This window comes from Ruegeria sp. AG7 (assembly GCF_056541545.1).
Genome location: NZ_JBQFYP010000003.1, coordinates 25834 through 44236 on the forward strand (window position 1 = coordinate 25834; position 18403 = coordinate 44236).

General features: G+C 57.4%; 17 protein-coding genes. 3 read left to right on the forward strand and 14 right to left on the reverse strand.

The window, feature by feature from the left end; all coding sequences use genetic code 11:
• Positions 1 to 86 precede the first annotated feature (86 nt).
• Entirely contained in the window at positions 87 to 680 is a 594-nt protein-coding gene (locus tag ACR0BF_RS05025) for a sulfotransferase family 2 domain-containing protein (RefSeq protein WP_480553541.1), read from the forward strand.
• A 4-nt stretch (positions 681 to 684) separates the two neighbouring features.
• On the opposite strand, the gene ACR0BF_RS05030 is transcribed toward ACR0BF_RS05025, so the two are convergent.
• From ACR0BF_RS05030 to guaB, 3 genes are all read right to left on the reverse strand, one after another.
• Complete coding sequence (locus ACR0BF_RS05030; protein WP_480624408.1) at positions 685 to 2976, reverse strand: ATP-binding protein; 2292 nt, start codon at positions 2974 to 2976, stop codon at positions 685 to 687.
• A 108-nt stretch (positions 2977 to 3084) separates the two neighbouring features.
• On the reverse strand, positions 3085 to 4242 hold the full coding sequence (locus ACR0BF_RS05035; protein WP_480553545.1) for an RsmB/NOP family class I SAM-dependent RNA methyltransferase: 1158 nt from the start codon (positions 4240 to 4242) through the stop codon (positions 3085 to 3087).
• 93 nt (positions 4243 to 4335) lie between these two features.
• Positions 4336 to 5784, reverse strand: a complete 1449-nt coding sequence (guaB, locus tag ACR0BF_RS05040; RefSeq protein ID WP_480472852.1) for an IMP dehydrogenase — start codon at positions 5782 to 5784, stop codon at positions 4336 to 4338.
• Positions 5785 to 6001: 217 nt separating this feature from the next.
• On the opposite strand from guaB, the gene ACR0BF_RS05045 reads away from it, so the two are divergent.
• Positions 6002 to 8047 (forward strand): ASKHA domain-containing protein, encoded by a 2046-nt coding sequence (locus tag ACR0BF_RS05045; protein WP_480624409.1) that lies wholly within the window; start codon positions 6002 to 6004, stop codon positions 8045 to 8047.
• 53 nt (positions 8048 to 8100) lie between these two features.
• Here the strand turns inward: ACR0BF_RS05045 and ACR0BF_RS05050 are convergent, their stop codons facing one another.
• The 11 genes from ACR0BF_RS05050 to ACR0BF_RS05100 all read right to left on the reverse strand — a co-directional run bounded on the left by ACR0BF_RS05050 (position 8101) and on the right by ACR0BF_RS05100 (position 17111).
• Positions 8101 to 9207: an alpha-hydroxy acid oxidase gene (locus ACR0BF_RS05050; RefSeq protein WP_480472854.1), complete on the reverse strand. Its 1107-nt coding sequence runs from the start codon at positions 9205 to 9207 to the stop codon at positions 8101 to 8103.
• Positions 9207 to 9761, reverse strand: coding sequence for a sulfopyruvate decarboxylase subunit beta (comE, locus tag ACR0BF_RS05055; protein ID WP_209503877.1), 555 nt, complete (start codon positions 9759 to 9761; stop codon positions 9207 to 9209). Before comE ends, ACR0BF_RS05050 begins: the two co-directional genes overlap by 1 nt.
• Complete coding sequence (gene comD, locus ACR0BF_RS05060; RefSeq protein WP_480517090.1) at positions 9758 to 10264, reverse strand: sulfopyruvate decarboxylase subunit alpha; 507 nt, start codon at positions 10262 to 10264, stop codon at positions 9758 to 9760. The genes comE and comD overlap by 4 nt, the downstream gene beginning before the upstream one ends.
• A 46-nt stretch (positions 10265 to 10310) precedes the next feature.
• Positions 10311 to 10721, reverse strand: a complete 411-nt coding sequence (locus ACR0BF_RS05065) for a universal stress protein (protein WP_480505127.1) — start codon at positions 10719 to 10721, stop codon at positions 10311 to 10313.
• Between the two features lie 23 nt (positions 10722 to 10744).
• The gene (locus tag ACR0BF_RS05070) at positions 10745 to 11725 is read right to left on the reverse strand and encodes an alcohol dehydrogenase catalytic domain-containing protein (RefSeq protein WP_480624410.1); all 981 of its coding nucleotides are present in this window, start codon (positions 11723 to 11725) and stop codon (positions 10745 to 10747) included.
• Entirely contained in the window at positions 11722 to 12483 is a 762-nt protein-coding gene (locus ACR0BF_RS05075; protein WP_480517094.1) for an SDR family NAD(P)-dependent oxidoreductase, read from the reverse strand. The genes ACR0BF_RS05070 and ACR0BF_RS05075 overlap by 4 nt, the downstream gene beginning before the upstream one ends.
• Positions 12476 to 13783: a histidinol dehydrogenase gene (gene hisD / locus ACR0BF_RS05080; protein WP_480517096.1), complete on the reverse strand. Its 1308-nt coding sequence runs from the start codon at positions 13781 to 13783 to the stop codon at positions 12476 to 12478. The genes ACR0BF_RS05075 and hisD overlap by 8 nt, the downstream gene beginning before the upstream one ends.
• A 12-nt stretch (positions 13784 to 13795) precedes the next feature.
• Positions 13796 to 15124 (reverse strand): TRAP transporter large permease, encoded by a 1329-nt coding sequence (locus ACR0BF_RS05085; RefSeq protein ID WP_480517098.1) that lies wholly within the window; start codon positions 15122 to 15124, stop codon positions 13796 to 13798.
• Between the two features lie 11 nt (positions 15125 to 15135).
• On the reverse strand, positions 15136 to 15648 hold the full coding sequence (locus ACR0BF_RS05090; RefSeq protein ID WP_480517100.1) for a TRAP transporter small permease: 513 nt from the start codon (positions 15646 to 15648) through the stop codon (positions 15136 to 15138).
• 108 nt (positions 15649 to 15756) lie between these two features.
• Positions 15757 to 16902: a TRAP transporter substrate-binding protein gene (locus ACR0BF_RS05095; RefSeq protein ID WP_480557873.1), complete on the reverse strand. Its 1146-nt coding sequence runs from the start codon at positions 16900 to 16902 to the stop codon at positions 15757 to 15759.
• Positions 16903 to 16925: 23 nt separating this feature from the next.
• Positions 16926 to 17111 (reverse strand): hypothetical protein, encoded by a 186-nt coding sequence (locus ACR0BF_RS05100; protein ID WP_480557875.1) that lies wholly within the window; start codon positions 17109 to 17111, stop codon positions 16926 to 16928.
• Between the two features lie 135 nt (positions 17112 to 17246).
• On the opposite strand from ACR0BF_RS05100, the gene ACR0BF_RS05105 reads away from it, so the two are divergent.
• Positions 17247 to 18269: a LacI family DNA-binding transcriptional regulator gene (locus tag ACR0BF_RS05105; RefSeq protein WP_480624411.1), complete on the forward strand. Its 1023-nt coding sequence runs from the start codon at positions 17247 to 17249 to the stop codon at positions 18267 to 18269.
• Positions 18270 to 18403 lie beyond the last annotated feature (134 nt).

Here is an 18403-nt window from a genome sequence, read left to right on the forward strand (position 1 = left end):
TTACAGAAATCAGTCTTCTGCAATTGTGTTAAAGAGTCGTTTACGACAATCTGCACAAGTAACATGGCAATTTTTCGGATCGGTAAATGCTTGTTTTTTATAAAGAACGACTGGCTTTTCTTTCTGTCCCCAAGACCGGAAGCACGGCTTATCATACGGCGTTGCGTGACCGGGCAGATCTCATCGTTTCACATCCACCAGAGCTGAAACACGCCCCGGTGCGTCGGTATGACCGGTTTTTCCAGACCATGTTTCGAAAACTGTTTGATACCGAGATGGAAATTATGGCCGTTGTGCGCGAGCCGTTGGATTGGCTGGGCAGCTGGTACCGGTTCCGCAGTCGCGAAGACTTGATAGGTCAACTACGCTCGACACGTGACATGAGTTTTGACGCGTTCGTGCAAGCCTATTTGCAGGACACACGTCCAGAGTTTGCCAATGTCGGCAGCCAGGCGCAATTCTTCCGTACCCGCAACGACAGCGCTGGCGCTCATCATATCTTCAAATACGAACATCAGGACAAGGTGTTGGGTTTTCTGCAATCACGGCTGGACATGCAGATCGATCTGAAGCGCGAAAACGTTTCGCCTCAGGGAGATTTACATCTGTCACCAGCCACCGAGCAGAAGTTTCGTAGTGCCTTCCCGGAAGAATTTGCGCTGCACAAAGCCGCATTGTGATTCTTCAGTTGAGTTGTTGAAACACGGCCTCAGTCAGTTGGTTGAGGGAAAACGGCTTGGGCAGAAAGGTTGAGTTGGCAATATCCGGACCCGTATCGCCGAAAACGCCTTCGGTATACCCGGACACGAAGATCACACGCGCGTCCGGGCGCGTCTCCCTGGCCTTGCGCACCCAGGTCGGCCCGTCCATTCCCGGCATGACTACATCAGTGACGAATACATCAACACTTAACGCGGGATCTTCAAGCAGTCGAAGTGCCTCTTCCGCCGAGTCCGCCTCGAGCACGGTGTAACCCTTCAGCCGCAGGGCGCGCGTTGCAAAAGCACGAACAGGCGCCTCATCCTCGACCAGCAGCACCACGCCCTCACCCTGCCTGGCACTCTGAGATTCGGGCTGGGCTGGCAACTCGGCTTCGACTTCGGTCGCTGTCTCACAAACCGGAAGGAAAACCGTGAACTCGGTACCCCGTCCAATAGCACTGTCGACAAAGATGAAGCCGCCGGTCTGCTTGACGATCCCGTATGCCGTTGACAACCCCAACCCGGTGCCTTCACCAGTTCGTTTCGTCGTGTAGAAGGGTTCGAAAATCTTCTGCAGCTTGTCTGTCGGTATACCAACGCCGCCATCTACAACCTTGACTGTCACATAGTCGCCCGGTTGCACGGTTGCCCTGTCCCGCATCAGAGGTTGCGAAAGGGTCAACACGCTGGTTTCGATGCGAATTTCGCCCCCGTCCGGCATGGCATCCCGCGCATTAACGACAAGATTCATCAGCACCTGCTCGAGTTGGCGCTTGTCCGCCCGCACGGGTTTGAGCACCGGATCGTGGCTCAGCGTTAATTGCACCTTTTCGCCAACCAAACGGTTCAGCAGGTGAATAAGGTCCGAGATCGTGTCACGCAGATCCAACACTTCGGGCCTGAGGGTCTGTTTCCGCGAAAACGCCAAAAGCTGACTGACCAACGCGGCGGCCCGGTTGGCATTCTGATTGATCTGCACCAAATCCCCGTAATCCGGGTCATTCTGGTCATGGCGCAACAGCAGCAGATCGCAGTGACCCGAAATGGCTGTCAGCAGGTTGTTGAAATCATGTGCTACACCACCGGCCAATTGCCCTACGGCCTGCATCTTCTGGCCCTGAACGAATTGAGCTTCCAGCGTCTTCAGTTCAGTCGCATCGTTCAGAACCGCGATCAGGTATATCTTTCCGTCGACAAACACGCGGCTCAGGGTGACTTGAACAAAGATTTCCTTGTCGTCTCTGATGAACTGCAAGAACTCTGATCGCTGCGTTTCTTCTTGCGCTTCGGTCCGTTTCAACCATTCCAGCACAGGGCCACTCATGCCCCGCATGATGTCGCTGATATTACAGCCTTCAAGCTGCTTCTTTCCCAACAGTTTCGCCGCCAGCCGATTACTGTCCAGGATGATGCCGTCCACGGAAAGCCTGAGAATTGGAACCGGAAGGTCGGAGAAAGACATGACCGCATCCTGTGCGGGCATCTGCGTAACCGGTAACAAACAAAGGCTTCGTTCCGACCCGGATTGAGAAAGTTCGGACACGGCTGCCAGAATATGACCATCGCGGGTCCTGACCGCGTTGACAGCTCCAATCCGCGGTTCTGCTTCGCTGAAAATATCCTGCACTCCGGCAGGGTGCGCACCAAACAAACGCTCGGCCGTGGCATTGACGCGCAATACATCACCTGCGCGTCCAATGGTTACAACCGGCAAGCCAAGGGTTTGCCAACTATCCTGTTGAACGTAGTTAAAGCTCCAGCAGAACAGCCCCGGCCTCAATCGAAGCACGGAAATTGAAATGGACCGGCCGCCACCGGGAAACTCGCTCTGGGCGCGTCCCGCGGATTGCGCACGTGATTGCAGGCTTAGTAAAATCGCCGATGGATTGGCAAACTTGGAGCGTAAACAGCGGGCCAGGGTTTCGCCCCGTACGGCCCCCAACTTTTTCTCCGCCAGGACGTTCGCGGCCAATATGTCACCATACCTGTTCGAGATCACAACCGGAGCATCCGCGCGCTCTGCGAAAGCGGCCAAAAGGGCCGATATCTGATGCAAATGCCTGTTTGTAATCGCCCCCTTGATCCCAAACAAAAGCGCCACACCCAACAGGGAGATGCCTGTTGCCAGCAATCCTTTTGTCCAGTCCGACGGCATAAATCCAACCGCAGGTGCCAGGCTGATCAACAGCGCCAGAAACACCAACGACCCGATCCGAAACACCGATGGAGTATTGGCGGCTGAAGGGGCTGGAAAGAACTCAGTGGTGTCAGGCATAAACGGCTCGGGCACAGGTTTTGCGGTAATAACAGGTAGAATTGGTTAACACTCGCCTAACGGCGCTAAAAAACAATTCAGCTACCCAAGGTTGTATTTACTGAAAGATCAGCGCGTCAAGTGTGACGTAAAGAATCCGTCGGACCCGCGCGTTACCTGCCATGCGTGCCGGAAGGTTTCGCGCCAGCCCGCATGTTGCGCCAGAAACCTGTCGACAACCGCATCGTTCTCGTCCGCAAGAACCGAACACGTTGCATAAGCCAGCACTCCACCTGCTTGGACCAGCGGCGTGATCTCGGCAAGAATGTCGCCCTGACTGGCTGTAAGATCTTGCAAACGTTGTTCGGTCAGCACCCATTTGCCTGCTGGTGCGCGCCGCCACGAACCGCTGCCAGAACACGGGGCGTCGGCCAAAACGACGTCAAAAGGCCCGTGACCAGCTAGTTCCGCGCTGTTCAGGATGGTTATTCTGGCCCCTGCCCGTTCTGCCCGAGCCGGAACATCCTTCATTCGGCGCGCATTCACATCATGAGCGTAAACCTCGACACCCTTGTAGGCCGCAATCGCAAGCGACTTGCCACCGCCTCCGGCGCAGTAGTCCAAAACGCGCATTCCAGGGCGCAGATCCAAGGCAGCAACGACAGCCTGACTTGCCGCATCCTGAAGCTCGACCAAACCCTGAGCGTAAGCCTGACTTAGCGCGATCTGACGCGCCCCTTCTGTCACCTCCAGAGCAGTCTCGCATAACGGTGTTGGACGGGCTGAAATACCGTCGGTCGCCAAAGCATCAATCGCCCGGGTTACATCCGTTTTCAATATATTGACCCGCAGAAAAACCGGGGCGCGCTCTTGCAATGCCAATGCGCAAGGCACGGCGCCATCGTTCAAGGATGCAACGAACCGTGGCCACAGCCAGTCGGGAAGATCATATCTCTCGGCGTCGGATGCAAAATCCCTTGATACTTCGTCATTTTGAAGGGCTTCTGGCGCGTGGCGGTCACCGGTAAACAACTCAACCGGATCTTCACCCGATGCGCGAATTGCGCCGATCATCAGGCCACGGCCAGTTCCGGAACCACCCAACGCAGCAAACGAGCGTTTGCAACGCAAAGCATCAAACACATGATCGCGAATAGCTGCCCGATCCTTGGAGCCCGCAAACCTGCTGCGCCGTGCCCAGCCGGTCAGCGCCTTTTCAACCGGGGCCCCGGCCAGAATGTCGTCCAGAATTTCAATCGAGGCCTGAACGCGGGCAGCAGGTGTCATCACGGATTACCTTGGCTGAAACAGGCCGTGACAGGCCAATCCAAAATCACTACGGCACCCCGTGCATGGGTGCCGTATGTCATGCGCAACGGCTTACATCAGCCGGTAGTTCGGGCTTTCACGTGTGATCTGAACATCGTGTACGTGGCTCTCTTTCAGACCTGCGCCCGTGATCTTCACGAATTGGCAGTTTCTGCGCATCTCTTCGACAGTCGCGCAGCCGGTGTATCCCATCGCAGCGCGCAAACCACCAACAAGCTGGTGGATCACTGCGCTGGCTGATCCTTTGTAAGGAACCTGCCCTTCGATCCCTTCGGGTACCAGCTTGTCATTTGCCGCGTCCTTCTGGAAATACCGATCCGCCGATCCGCGCGCCATCGCACCAAGACTGCCCATACCGCGATAGGATTTGAACGACCGGCCCTGATACAAAATGACCTCACCTGGGCTTTCATCTGTGCCCGCGATCATCGAACCGACCATGGCGCAAGACGCGCCGGCCGCAATTGCCTTGGCAAAATCGCCCGAGAACTTAATGCCACCATCCGCAATGACCGGAACATCCCCCGCCGCAGCCGCACAATCACTGATCGCGGTCAGCTGAGGGACACCAACGCCCGCCACCATGCGAGTTGTACAGATCGAGCCGGGGCCAATGCCCACCTTGATGGCGTCAGCACCCGCGTCGATCAGCGCCTTGGTCGCCTCGCCTGTAGCCACGTTTCCGGCAATGATCTGAACCTCGTTCGACAGAGTCTTGACCCGTCTGACCGCATCCAGCACCCCCTGAGAGTGACCATGCGCCGTATCGACGACGATGATATCCACGCCCGAAGCCACCAGCTGCTCGGACCGCTCAAAACCCGCGTCCCCAACCGAAGTCGCGGCAGCCACTCGCAGGCGGCCAAGCCGGTCTTTGCACGCAGTTGGATTCAGAACCGCCTGTTCGGTGTCTTTCAGCGTTAGCAGACCTGTCAGTTTTCCCGTGCCGTCGACCACCAGCAGCTTTTCGATACGACGGGCCCGCATCAGGCTTTTGGCTTCTTCCAGATCGGCGGGTTCTTTCAGCATTGCCAGGTTTTCCGAGGTCATCATCGCCTTGATCGGCGTGTCGTCGGAATTGGCAAAGCGCATATCCCGGTTGGTTACGATACCAACCACGCGGCCATCCGCGTCAACTACCGGGAAACCGGTGAAATTATAGCGCTCGACCAGAGCCTTCGCATCGGCCAGGGTTTGATCCGCGCGCAAGGTAACAGGGCTATAGACGATACCCGACTCGAACCGTTTGACGCGGCGAACCTCGCGAGACTGCTCTTCTACGGAAAGGTTCTTGTGGATGACCCCAATACCGCCTGCCTGTGCCATGGCAATGGCCATGCGCGCCTCGGTTACCGTGTCCATGGCCGAGCTCAGCAGCGGGATGTTCATGGTAATCTCACGCGTGACACGCGTGGTTGTGTCCGCTGTTGCCGGCAGCACTGAAGATGCGGCCGGAACCAGAAGAACGTCGTCAAAGGTGAGTGCCTCACGAATCTGCATCTGAATACCCCATGCAAAAGCCCGTTTGGCGGTGACCCTATTGCATGGATTGAACCAAAGGAAAAGCCCTTGGGGGCAACTCTGTGGCTCCAGTTGCCTATACAGCCAAAGAAAACGACGCATGCCGCGCAAATCGTGCCGCTGTTGGCCCTTTCCCTTTGCGCTCAAACCCATATCTTGCCGGGAAAACGCGCGAACACAAAAAGGCATGTCACTCATGACCACCGACCCACTTGTCGTCTTTACCCCGTCCGGCAAACGCGGGCATTTTCCTGTCGGCACGCCAATTCTGACCGCAGCCCGCCAATTGGGAGTGGATCTGGATTCGGTCTGCGGGGGCCGTGGTATCTGTTCAAAGTGTCAGATCACCCCAAGCTATGGCGAGTTTCCCAAGCACGGCGTCACGGTGGCCCAGGATGCGCTGAGCGAATGGAACGCGGTCGAGCAGCGATATGACGACAAGCGTGGCCTGAAACCCGGTCGTCGTCTGGGCTGTCAGGCCTCGGTTCAGGGCGATGTCGTGATCGACGTGCCGCCGGAAAGCCAGGTACATCGTCAGGTCGTTCGCAAAGCCGCCACCGCACGCGCCATCACCATGGATCCGGCAACTCGTCTGTATTTCGTGGTGGTCGAAGAACCCGACATGCATTCGCCAACCGGTGATCTGGAGCGCCTTGAACGCGCGCTGCGCGAACAGTGGAATATTGACGCGGTCACGGCGGACCTGTCACTTTTGTCCAAGTTGCAACCGGTTCTGCGCAAAGGCAAATGGGAAGTCACTGTGGCCGTTCACAAAGGTCACAAGGACAGCGTCGCACGCATTGTCGAAATCTGGCCCGGCTTGCACGAAGGCGGGCTGTATGGGCTGGCCATCGACCTTGGCTCAACTACGATTGCGGCTCACCTGACCGCCTTGGAAACCGGCGAGGTCAAGGCCTCATCGGGCCTGATGAACCCGCAAATCCGCTTTGGCGAAGACCTGATGAGCCGTGTTTCATATTCCATGATGAACCCCGGCGGGGATCAGGAAATGACAAAAGCCGTGCGCGAGGCGATCAATGATCTGACCACCTCAATCGCTGAAGAAGCCGGCATTGACACCGCGCTGATCGTGGAAACGGTGTTTGTCTGCAACCCGGTCATGCACCATCTGCTTCTGGGTCTGGACCCGGTGGAGCTGGGTCAGGCGCCTTTTGCCTTGGCATCGTCCGAGTCGATGTCCCTGCCCGCACGCGAGATGGAACTGACCAACATGAACCCTCGCGCGCAGGTCTATATCCTACCTTGCATCGCGGGCCATGTAGGCGCGGATTGTGCGGCGGTTGCCCTGTCCGAGGAACCCGGTATTTCCGAGGATTTGGTTCTGATCGTCGATGTGGGCACCAATGCCGAAATCCTGCTGGGCAACACCAGCCGAGTTCTGGCCTGTTCCTCACCCACCGGGCCTGCGTTTGAAGGCGCTCAGATCAGTTCTGGCCAGCGCGCAGCACCCGGCGCGATCGAGCGGATCGAAATCGATCCCCTCACCAAGGAACCCCGCTTTCGCATCATTGGGTCCGAGAAATGGTCGGACGAAGACGGCTTTGACCTTGATGTCGCCACCACTGGTATCACCGGTATCTGCGGCTCTGGCATTATCGAAGCTGTGGCCGAGATGCGTATGGCCGGCCTTCTGGATGAAAGCGGCCTGATCGGATCGGCCGAGCAGACTGGAACGGCCCGCTGCATCCCCGAAGGCCGCACTCACGCTTACCTGATTCACGATGCCAGCGCCGAAGGTGGCCCCCGCATCACTGTCACGCAAGGCGACATCCGCGCCATCCAACTGGCCAAATCCGCGCTTTATGCCGGTGCGCGTCTGCTGATGGACGAGATGGAAGTCGACAAGGTGGATCGAGTGGTTCTGGCCGGTGCCTTTGGCGCCCATATTTCAACCAAGCACGCAATGGTTCTGGGCATGATCCCTGATGCTCCGCTGGACAAGGTCACCAGCGCGGGTAACGCCGCTGGTACAGGCGCGCGGATTGCGCTGTGCAATATCGGATCACGCGCTGAAATCGAACGCGTCGTGCGCGAGATCACCAAGATCGAAACCGCAATTGAGCCGAAGTTCCAAGATCATTTCGTGGCCGCCAACGCGATCCCGCACAAGACCGATCCGTTCCCGGAACTGGCGCAGGTTGTCACGTTGCCCAATCCAAGCTTCAACACAGGCGGAGAAAGCGAAACAGGCGGTGGACGCCGCCGCAGACGCCGCGGTTAAACCAGCATAGGAACGACTCGAAGGTACGACTCGGGTCGTTCTCCATATTTGGTTCAGGTTGCGCGTCGCACCTCGTCCAGCGACGAAACGCCCATCTGCGCCATGGCAATACTCATTTCATCACTCAGCACAGACCACAGCTGCTCAAGCCCTTCTTCCCCTTCTGCCGCGATTGCAAATTGCAGGATGCGGCCGAAGAAGGCAAAATCTGCCCCGTTTGCCAAGGCTTTCAAAACATCCTCGCCCGAGCGCAAACCGCTGTCGTAAAACAGCGGATAATCCGGACCGACGGCGTTCCGAATTTCCGGCAATACGGCAATCGGCGCTGGCGCACTGTCCAACTGGCGCCCTCCGTGGCTTGAGACCTGAATGGCATCGACACCTGCCGACTTGAGGCGCAACGCGTCTTCAGCATCCAGAACGCCTTTGACCACCAGCTTCCCGGCCCACTGTTCGCGCAGACGGGCCAAAGTCTCCCAAGTCGCCTTGGCCCGGCTTTCCCGACGATCAAAATCATATCCGCCCATCAGGAAATTCGCCATACCGGGCTTGCCCCGCAGCAGCGTGGACAGCGACCACCGCGGATGAAGCGCAAAATCAAGCACCTGTTTCAGGCCCATTTTGAACGGCATCCTGAACCCATGGCGCAATTCACGCGGGCGACGCCCCACTTCGGGCACGTCCACCGTCAGCACCAGTGTTTCGTACCCCGCTGACTTTGCGCGCTCGACCAGCTTGAATGTACCACTGCCATCACCGCTGAAATACAGTTGAAACCAGGCATGTCCTTCTGCCTCGAGAATCAGGTCTTCCATCGGAGTCGATGCGACGGTTGATACCCCAAGCGGCACCTCGTACCGCGCCGCAAGACGTGCCAGCATCAGGTCTGCACCGGGGGCCGACAGGTTGCACATACCCATCGGTGCGATGCCAAACGGGCGCTGGGTCGACCTGCCAAAGACGGAACAAGCAAGCGACCTTTCACTGACGTCTTTCAGAATCCGTGGACGAAGGATCTGCGCATCCAGTGCAGCCCTGTTTCGGGTTGCGCCAACCTCGGCCCCGGCAGACCCATCGATATAGTCAAACACCATCCACGGCAGGCGCCGCCGGGCCAGGCGGCGCGCGTCTTCGGAACTGTGGATAGCGCTGGATAGCATCAGGCCTGTACGGCCTTCATGAACCGGTCGCGGATCACCACCGGATCCATCGTGATAACCGGCATCTTGGCATTTCCGCTTTCACACTTGGCCACGATGATGGTCATCTGTTTCGAATCCAGCGCTTCTTGCAGCACGCGGCCGGTATCTTCTGCCTGACATTCGATTACGCGCTCGCATCCTGCGGCTTCCGCCATTTTCGCCAGAGAGGTCTTCTGCCCCGCATATGTCGGCTGATCCCCAGTGGACCCGTACGACCCATTGTCGACGATCAACAGGATATAGTTGTCCGCCACGTTATTGGCGATGGTCGGCAAAGTACCCAGATTGGTCAGGACCGACCCATCCCCATCGATCACGATAACAGGCTTGGGCTGCGACAATGCCAGACCCAGACCGATGGATGAGGCCAGCCCCATCGTGCCCAGCATGTAGAAATTGGTGGGCTGGTCGTCGATGGCATGCAGTTCCTGACTTGGAATGCCGATGTTACAAACAACAAGCTGATCGCGCAGGATCGGAGCGATTTCTTTCAGAATTTCAGAACGGATCATTGGTCGCCATAGCCTCCCCAGAAACTGGCATCGGTCAGAATGGCGACCGGTTTGTTGCACATAAAGGTGTATTTGAGGATCGCGTCGAGTTCCTCAACATCTGACTGATGGTGGAAGTGATAAGTCGGGATATTCAACTGAGCCAACAGCGCTTTTGTATGCACAGCCATTTCAACCTGGCAGGCAACCGGTTCGCGCAGCTCTCCGCGATAGGAAATCAGCATGGGCAAAGGCATGCGATAATACTGGATCAGTGTCGCCAGCGTGTTGATCGTCACACCGATTGCGGTGTTTTGCATGATGATCGCGGGACGCTTGCCGCCCATCCATGCTCCGGCGCACAGGCCCATCCCCTCGTCTTCCTTGTTGGACGGGATGTGATGGATGTCCTCTCGCTGGTCGATTTCAGCGATGACGCCTGCCAGTTGCTTGCAGGGGACGGTGGTGACAAACGAGATATCGTTGGCCACCAGATCGTCAGTTATCTTCTTGTCTATGTTCATGGTCGGGCTGTTGGTCCTGTTGGGGCGCATGGCGCGATGAAGGAAATCAGGTTCTGCGGTGTACATGTACAGCGCAGGGGGCATGACGAACGACGCGTGACGCTGTCGATCCCAAAAAATAGTCGCTCAGGTCCGGTTTGTGGGAACCTATAACAATGCAGTCCACATTGTTGCTGGTCGCGTAGTCAATAATGGTGCGGGCGGTGTGCCCTTTGATGATTTCGGCTTTCACACCATCCAGCCCGTCAACCTTTTGCAACAATGCCCGCCTCGCACGTTCGAACCCTTCGGCCACTGCGGACTTGTCCAGATAGGCGCTGACCGATCCCTGTGGCATTTCGTAGACATGTAAGCCTATGATCTCGGCCCCGTTTTCCGATAAGGCACGCGCGACTTCCAGCGTATGTTGTGAAATGCCGTGATCCAAAGCCATCGGGACCAGAATTTTCTTGTACATGGTGGCCTCCAGTTCTGTCGGGTTTATCCCCAGGGTCTCAGGATAATCTTCGGTGCGGCTACGGAGCCAGAGCGGATATCGCGAAACGCCTGGGCGCCATCGGCCAATGCACGCTCTTCAACCCAATTCAGGGCGCCAAGACGGCCGTCAAAGATCGCTTGAGCGGTGTCGCGGAAATCCTGCGCGGAGTAGGTGTAGGATCCGATAAAGGTAATTTCCTGCAAGGTCATGCGACGCACGTCCAGACCTCCGGCATCTTCACCCAATCCGACATGCACGATCACGCCGCCCGGCGCGGCCATGGCCGAAGCGACCGACCGTGTCGCGGCATATCCGACAGCATCAATGACCAACGGGAAAGACCCATTGGGCGCATCCACGAGTGCAAAACTTTCGATTTCCGCCAGAAAAGCCCGGCGCAACGCGTTTGGTTCCGCGATTGTAACGTCTTCAATGCCCTGTGCCCGCAGGGCCAAGGCCGCCGCAAGGCCAATGGCCCCACCGCCAATCACCAAGGCGCGGCGGTCCATCGCAGAATGCAGAGCCTCGATCCCCAATCTGACTGCGTGCCAGCTTACCGCCAGAGGTTCGGCCAGCGCAGCTTTGGCGAAAGAGACATCCTCGGGCACGTCGACAAGATTTCTGCCGAGCATCGAGACATATTGCGCGAACGCCCCTTCGCGCGGCGGCATCGAGATGATCTGTCGGTTCGGGCACAGATTCTCGCGACCCGTCCGACATGCATCGCATTGACCACAGCTTACCAGCGGGTTGATCGTCACCCGATCACCAGCGCGGATACCATCAGCGATGACACCGGCTGCCTCGTGCCCGAGGATCAGAGGCGCTGGGCGACGTGTATCATGGCCCAGATAAGCGTGCATGTCCGATCCGCAGATGCCAACCGCCTCGACCCGGATCAGGTGTTCCGATGCGCCCGGTTCGGCATTCGGCACATCGTCGAACACCATTTGTTCAACACCTTTGTAAACCAGAGCCTTCATTTGGCTGTAAACCCTCCGTCAACCATCAAAACCTGCCCCGTGACATAGTCAGACGCCCGAGAGCATAAGAACAAGATCGGCCCGTCAATATCCTGCATCCGCCCATTGCGTCCGATACAGGTTTGCTCGGCGTTCCGTTCTGCGCGCTTGGAGTCGTCGAACACGGCCTGCGTCAGTTCGGTGGGGAAGAACCCCGGCCCGATGGCGTTGGCGGTTATGCCAAAGGGCGACCAGGCCTCGGCCATGGCGCGTGTCAACTGCCCGATCCCCGCCTTGGATGCGCCATAGGCGATACCACCAGGAAAAGCGCGCGTTGTTTGCAGCGAGGCGAAATTGACAATACGCCCCCACCCCTTTTCCTTCATCGCCGGAACCATCGCCTGGCTGAGGAAGAACGGTGCGCTGAGGTTTAGGGCAAGCGTGGCATCCCACCCCTCAGGAGTAACATCATCCGCAGCCTCACGCGTGTTCACCCCAGCCGCATGGACTAGAATATCGGGGGGGTCAAACTTGGAAGCGACGGCCTGCGTCAGCGCATTCACCCCATCGCGATCTGCAACGTCTGCAACAACCGCTGCAGCGCGCGTGCCAATCTCGGCCTGCATCTGCGCCAATGCCTCGCTGCGCCGGGCTACGCCGACAACACGCGCACCGGCAGCGGCAAGAGTCCGAGCCACTTGCCGCCCAAGCCCCGAGCTGGCACCGGTGATACACGCCACCCGGCCTGTCAGGTCGAATAATGTGCGCGGGTCATCCATCGGCGGTCAAGTCGAACTGCTCGTCCGGGAAATACTTCGCAAGACGCACATCTGCGGCGCGGGCGTGACCTTCCATTCCTTCCAACCGCGATATCCGCGCGGTCGCTTCGGCAATGGGCTTCGACCCTTCGCGCGTGGCCCGCTGCCACGTCACGATCTTCATGTACTTATGGACACTCAACCCGCCAGTATAGCTGGCCGCGCCCGATGTTGGCAGAACATGGTTCGTACCGGTCGCCTTATCACCGTATGACACGGTGGTTTCCTCGCCCAGAAACAGCGATCCATAACAGGTCAGCCGTTCCAGCCACCAGTCCAGATCCTCAGCCTGAACCGTCAGATGCTCAGGTGCATATTCGTCGGAACAGGCGGCCATCTCTTCGCGGTTGGAACAGACGATAACCTCGGCATAGTCGCGCCATGCGGCCGAGGCGTTTTCGCGGTTCAATTCTGGCAGATCGGCGATTAGCGCAGGCACCAGTTCCATCACTTTTTGCGCAAGGCCACGATCATCAGTGACCAGCCAGACCGGTGAGTTGTATCCGTGCTCCGCCTGACTGACCAAATCGGTGGCGACGACATGCGCATCGGCAGACTGATCGGCAAGGATCAAACTGTCGGTCGGACCTGCGATCATGTCGATACCAACCTTGCCGTAAAGGATGCGCTTGGCTTCGGCCACGAATTGATTGCCGGGGCCCACAAGGATGTTGGCGCGTGGCAAACCAAACAGACCGTAGGTCATGGCGGCAACGCCCTGCACGCCCCCCATAGCCAGAATGCTGTCGGCCCCACTGATATGGGCCGCATAAACGATGGCAGGCGCAACCCCTTCGCCAGGGCGCGGAGGCGAGCAGGCCGTGATGTGGCGACATCCCGCAACCTTGGCGGTGGTCACTGTCATAATTGCGCTGGCGATGTGGCTGTATCGCCCACCCGGCACGTAACACCCCGCAGCATCCACTGGAATCGCCTTCTGCCCAGCAACGAAGCCCGGCACGATCTCAGTCTGGACGTCAGAAACGGTGGCTTTTTGCGTCTCGGCAAAGCGCCGAACGTTGTCGTGTGCGAAACGGATGTCGGCCTTCAGCTTTTCGGAAACTTTTGCACAGGCGGCCTCAATCTCAGCTGGGGTCAGCAAGACATTCCCTTCGTACTTGTCGAACTTGGCGGCATATTCTCTTGCCTTTGCATCACCGCCCGCCTCGATATCGGTCAGAATGGTCTTCACCGTATCATGCACCTCTGAGGCGTGTGATTGAGCCGTTAAAGTTGCCTTTTTCAGATATTCGCGAGGCATGTTCAGCAGGTCCTATTGGTAGATTTCAGGTAACAATGTTGTCGACACGGCTGGCACGTAGGCGATCAGGATCACCACGATCAGCATGGTCAATACGAAAGGCACAGCTCGGGCGGCAATCTTCAGAATGGATTCACCGGTAATGCCAGACACGACGAACAGGTTCAGCCCAAGCGGCGGGGTGATAAAGCCCACTCCCAGTGCGGTGATCATCATGATGCAGAACTGGATCTCGTTCATGCCGATATTGTCAGCCAATGGTTTCAGGATCGGTGCCAGGATCACGATATTCGGTGTCGTCTCCATGACGCAGCCCGCTGCGATCAGGATGCCGATCATCAGCAGGATCAGCAGATACGGATCGTCTGTCAGCGAGGTCACCGAAGTGACAAACCCTTGCGGAACGCCCATGATCGCCAGCGCCTCGGCCAGCGGTGCCGAAAAGGCGATGATCGGCAGGATCACCCCGTTCACCTTTGCAGAGCTGACCAGCATCGACGGAAAATCTGCCAATGTCAGCGTACGCAGGATGAAGCCCATGATGATGGTGACGACAACAGCCGTGGCACCAGCCTCAGTCGGTGTCAGGCGCCCCGAGAAGATGCCATAAAAGATAATCCCCGGTACGATAAAGGCATACCAGCCGGACCTGAGCGCCTTGCCCAGATTGGCGAACCACTCCCCCATGGTCATCATTCCGCCGCCTTCGTAAGCATAAAGGCGGTTCATGATGATGTTGGTGATCAGGATCGACACCAGGATAGCCAGACCCGGGATCAGAGCGGCCAGAAAAAGCGTCGATGCAGAGATACCCAGCACAAGGCCAATGATGATATAGGCGATTGAGGGCGGTATCAGGATACCGGTGCAGGCACCGGCGGCGACCAGAGCACAGGCGTAGGGGCGCGGATACCCGCTTTCCACCAACCGGTTGATTGTCATCCGGCCGACCGCAGCAGCCCCGGCGGCATCCGACCCCGAAATCGCCGCAAACATTCCGCAGACCAGCACCGTGGCCGATCCGAAACCACCCTTGGCGAAGCATGTCAAAGCCTCGGCAACATCCAGAAACTTGCGTGACAACCCCGTCCGTACCAGAACATCCCCGGTCAGGATAAACAAGGGCACGGCAGTCAGGGCAAAAGCGTCGATGCCGGTAAACAGGCTCTCTCCGACAAGGCTGAGAGGAAGGTCACCGGACATGATCAGCATTACGATCGCAGCCGTTCCAATGGCCGCCCAAACCGGTACGGCCAAGGCGATCAGGGCAACAAACAGGATCACCGGCAGATAAAAATCCCAGCCCAGTTCAACGGTTTGATTGAGGGAGTTCCAAAGCATCCGGTTTCTCCTCAGTCAAACAGTTTGTCGCCTTCGAAGACGGGCGTGCCGTCGCGAAGGCATTTCAGATCGCGCAACAGGGATTGGATCAGTCGCCAGATCATCAGGGCAAACCCGGTCGGCACAGCCATCAGGAACCAAACCTTGGAAATCCGCAAACCGTCCGTAACGGAACCAAACTTGGCCGAAACGTGAACCGCTTCATATGACCAGTAGAGTGCGATGATCGCCACCATGAACATCACCAGATCGCCGAAGATATAAAGCAGCGCTTTGGGGCGCGGCCCGACATAGTGCATGATCACATCGATCCGGATATGGGCCCGCTCTTTCACCGCGGCAGCCGCACCTATCCAAGCCAGGTAGATAAAGGAATACCGTACGATTTCCTCGCCCCAGATCGAGGAATAGGCGAATATCTCGCGCCGCAGCACCTCGATGGCCATAGTGATCACCAGCATCACGTAGAACACCAGCAGCAACCAGCGTTCGGCGTTTCGGTCAATTTTCTGAAGAACGGTCATCTGATCCTCCGGCGATGGAACAGCCAGGTCCGCACCTGCCTTGTCGGGCCGCTGTTGGCCGCGCGGTACAAGAATCGTGGACGCCAGCAGGCGCCCACGGGTTTCACCTTAGGCGTCGTGGACGTAATATTTACCCTGCGTACCAGCCGCTTCGACCAGCTTCTCAAAGTTGTCCATCGAACCAGCCAGTTCCGTCTTGAACGGATCCCATTCCGAACGCTGATACCCACCGGCATCCTGCCATTCCGCCAGCTGATCATCGCTGAGCGAATGGAATTCAACACCAGCCTTGTTCAACTCGGCCATGGCATAGGCGCGGGCCGACGGAACCTTGGACAGGTTCTGATGACCAGTCATCTCGGCACCCCACATGATGCCTTCCTGCACGTCAGCAGGCATCGAGTTGAACCACTCCAGATTACAGGAATAAACCTGACTGTCCGGAACGGCCTGCGTGAAGGTCACATGGCTGAGGATGTCCTTGAAACCGAAAACATACAGCGCCCCTACCGACGGGTCGAGCGCGTCGGCAACACCCTGCTTGATCGCCGAAGGCGTTTCACCCCATGCGACAGGCGTCGGGTTGGCACCGACCATGCGATAGTATTGTTGCAGCATCTTCGATCCGGGAACGCGGAACTTGATCCCGCCCATATCTCCCGGGGTTATGACCGCATTGCCGCCCTGCCGGACTGCGACAACACGCGGATCGATATTCACGTAGAACAAGGCTTTGAAGCCTGCCGCCTCGACCTTGGGATGGACTTCGCTTTTCCACGTGTCTGAATGGACAAGGTTGGTGAAGCGCTGGTTCGACCCGCACAGATACGGCATGTTGATCAGGTCGACCGTGGACGCAAAAGGTGCAAAATTCGACAGAGAATGCTGCGCGGCCTGAATCGTTCCACCCTGTACTTTCTGCACCAGCGCGCCGCCCGCGCCTAGCTGGCCACCGGGGGCCAATTTGACATAGACCTTGCCGTTGGTGGCATTCTGGATGTTTTCCTTCAGGTCCAACTGCATGATGGGATAGCTGCGCGACGCGCCCAGCACATAGGCTGTCGCCACCGTCATAACATGGTCAGCGGCCTTCTCACGCTCACTCTCTTCTTTTGCGGTTTGCGCGGCGGCCTCTGAAGACCACAAAACACCCCCAACCCCGGCAACCAATGCGGCTGTGAACGCGCCACTTGCGCTCAGCTTCAGAAAGTTGCGGCGCTCTGCTGACGCCAGTTCAATCTTGTCGTTGTTCATGAATTGCCCTCCCAAGCTAAAGTTCAGCTGCCGTTCGTTGCGTTTCGGTCAGCTTCCTTTTTCAGAATTGCGACAACGAACAAAATCGACGCCGCGAACAGAACCAACATCTCTCCTACGTCGCCAAGAAACGCGCGGCCTGAGAAAGCACCCAAAGCAACGTTGGCGAAATAGATCGCGAAAACGACGATAGATGCAGCAAGGACCATTTCCGGGACTCCCTTTTCAGAATCGGCTCAACACCTTTGTAAGCGCTTACATCAATATTGCAAGCGCTTACATTGACCCTTTCATCATCTGAAAAATGCGATTAACTTAAGCCAACCAGAATTGAGAGTTCGAGAATGTCAAAACATCGGTCTGCTCCGACACTGGATGACGTTGCCAAGGCCGCGGGAGTTTCGACCGCGACAGTGTCCCGGTGTCTGAACAACCCGCAGCAAGTTGTTGAAGCAACGCGCAAGCGTGTCCTGTCGACGGTCGAAGAATTGGGGTACACGCCAAATTTCGCGGCCCGCGTGATGGCGGCCAAGCGGTCATTTACCATTGGTGCCATCATCCCCACCATGGAGAACGCGATATTCGCAAGAGGGTTACAAGCGTTTCAGGAAGAAATTCATCAGCGTGGCTACACGCTGCTGGTCTCCAGTTCAGCTTATGAACCCGAAGCGGAAAAGGATCAGATCCGAACCCTGGTTGCACGGGGTGCAGATGGATTGTTGCTGATCGGTCATGACAGGGACGCAGATATTTACGATTACCTGGACAGACGGAAAGTGCCCGCGCTGGTTGCCTGGTCCTTTCTGCCGGATAAACCTGTGCCGTCAGTTGGGTTCGACAACCGCAAGGCCATGAAAGCGCTGGCAGACCAGATCATCAGACAAGGACATACGCGTCTTGCGACGATATCGGGTATCAGTTCGGGAAATGATCGGGCGCGGCTCAGGATCGCAGGGATAAAAAGCGCCATGGCTGAGCACGGCTTGCAGCCGGATGACCTAATGGTGATCGAAGCCACATATGAGTTCGAAAACGGCGCGACGGCGTTCAGGGATCTCATGGCGAGTGACACGCCGCCGACCGCAGTTTTGTGCGGAAACGATGTTCTGGCTGTCGGCGCATTGAGACAGGCGCAGAAAATGGGGCTCCGAGTGCCTGAGGATGTGTCAATTACCGGCTTTGACGACATCGAAATCGCGCGCATTGTCATCCCTGCCCTGACAACGGTTCACGTGCCCCACCGCGAAATGGGTCAAAAAGCTGCGCAAGAGTTGATACGGATGATCGAAACGAACTCTTCGGGCCAGTCTTTGGAACTGTCGACCCATTTGGTTACCCGAGACTCCTTGCTTGGCCGCATACCCTAGCGCTCAGAAAGGTCGGCGATTTGTCCCCTAGTTCATTGCGTGTGAAAGGCGCACCGGGCTGCGATTCAGTGTGACGTTCCGCTTTCATTGACCTGAATCAAAGCACGCAATGCGACCACATAGTGAAGTACGAA

Excerpts from the sequence above, each read along its gene's own strand:
- ACR0BF_RS05030 (WP_480624408.1), bottom strand. The coding sequence starts at position 2,976 with ATGCCTGACACCACTGAGTTCTTTCCAGCCCCTTCAGCCGCCAATACT.
- ACR0BF_RS05075 (WP_480517094.1), bottom strand. The coding sequence starts at position 12,483 with ATGGATGACCCGCGCACATTATTCGACCTGACAGGCCGGGTGGCGTGT.
- ACR0BF_RS05045 (WP_480624409.1), top strand. The coding sequence starts at position 6,002 with ATGACCACCGACCCACTTGTCGTCTTTACCCCGTCCGGCAAACGCGGG.
- ACR0BF_RS05090 (WP_480517100.1), bottom strand. The coding sequence starts at position 15,648 with ATGACCGTTCTTCAGAAAATTGACCGAAACGCCGAACGCTGGTTGCTG.
- ACR0BF_RS05035 (WP_480553545.1), bottom strand. The coding sequence starts at position 4,242 with ATGACACCTGCTGCCCGCGTTCAGGCCTCGATTGAAATTCTGGACGAC.
- comE (WP_209503877.1), bottom strand. The coding sequence starts at position 9,761 with ATGATCCGTTCTGAAATTCTGAAAGAAATCGCTCCGATCCTGCGCGAT.
- ACR0BF_RS05085 (WP_480517098.1), bottom strand. The coding sequence starts at position 15,124 with ATGCTTTGGAACTCCCTCAATCAAACCGTTGAACTGGGCTGGGATTTT.
- ACR0BF_RS05025 (WP_480553541.1), top strand. The coding sequence starts at position 87 with ATGCTTGTTTTTTATAAAGAACGACTGGCTTTTCTTTCTGTCCCCAAG.
- ACR0BF_RS05100 (WP_480557875.1), bottom strand. The coding sequence starts at position 17,111 with ATGGTCCTTGCTGCATCTATCGTCGTTTTCGCGATCTATTTCGCCAAC.
- ACR0BF_RS05105 (WP_480624411.1), top strand. The coding sequence starts at position 17,247 with ATGTCAAAACATCGGTCTGCTCCGACACTGGATGACGTTGCCAAGGCC.
- ACR0BF_RS05070 (WP_480624410.1), bottom strand. The coding sequence starts at position 11,725 with ATGAAGGCTCTGGTTTACAAAGGTGTTGAACAAATGGTGTTCGACGAT.
- ACR0BF_RS05095 (WP_480557873.1), bottom strand. The coding sequence starts at position 16,902 with ATGAACAACGACAAGATTGAACTGGCGTCAGCAGAGCGCCGCAACTTT.
- ACR0BF_RS05065 (WP_480505127.1), bottom strand. The coding sequence starts at position 10,721 with ATGTACAAGAAAATTCTGGTCCCGATGGCTTTGGATCACGGCATTTCA.
- hisD (WP_480517096.1), bottom strand. The coding sequence starts at position 13,783 with ATGCCTCGCGAATATCTGAAAAAGGCAACTTTAACGGCTCAATCACAC.
- ACR0BF_RS05050 (WP_480472854.1), bottom strand. The coding sequence starts at position 9,207 with ATGCTATCCAGCGCTATCCACAGTTCCGAAGACGCGCGCCGCCTGGCC.
- guaB (WP_480472852.1), bottom strand. The coding sequence starts at position 5,784 with ATGCAGATTCGTGAGGCACTCACCTTTGACGACGTTCTTCTGGTTCCG.
- comD (WP_480517090.1), bottom strand. The coding sequence starts at position 10,264 with ATGAACATAGACAAGAAGATAACTGACGATCTGGTGGCCAACGATATC.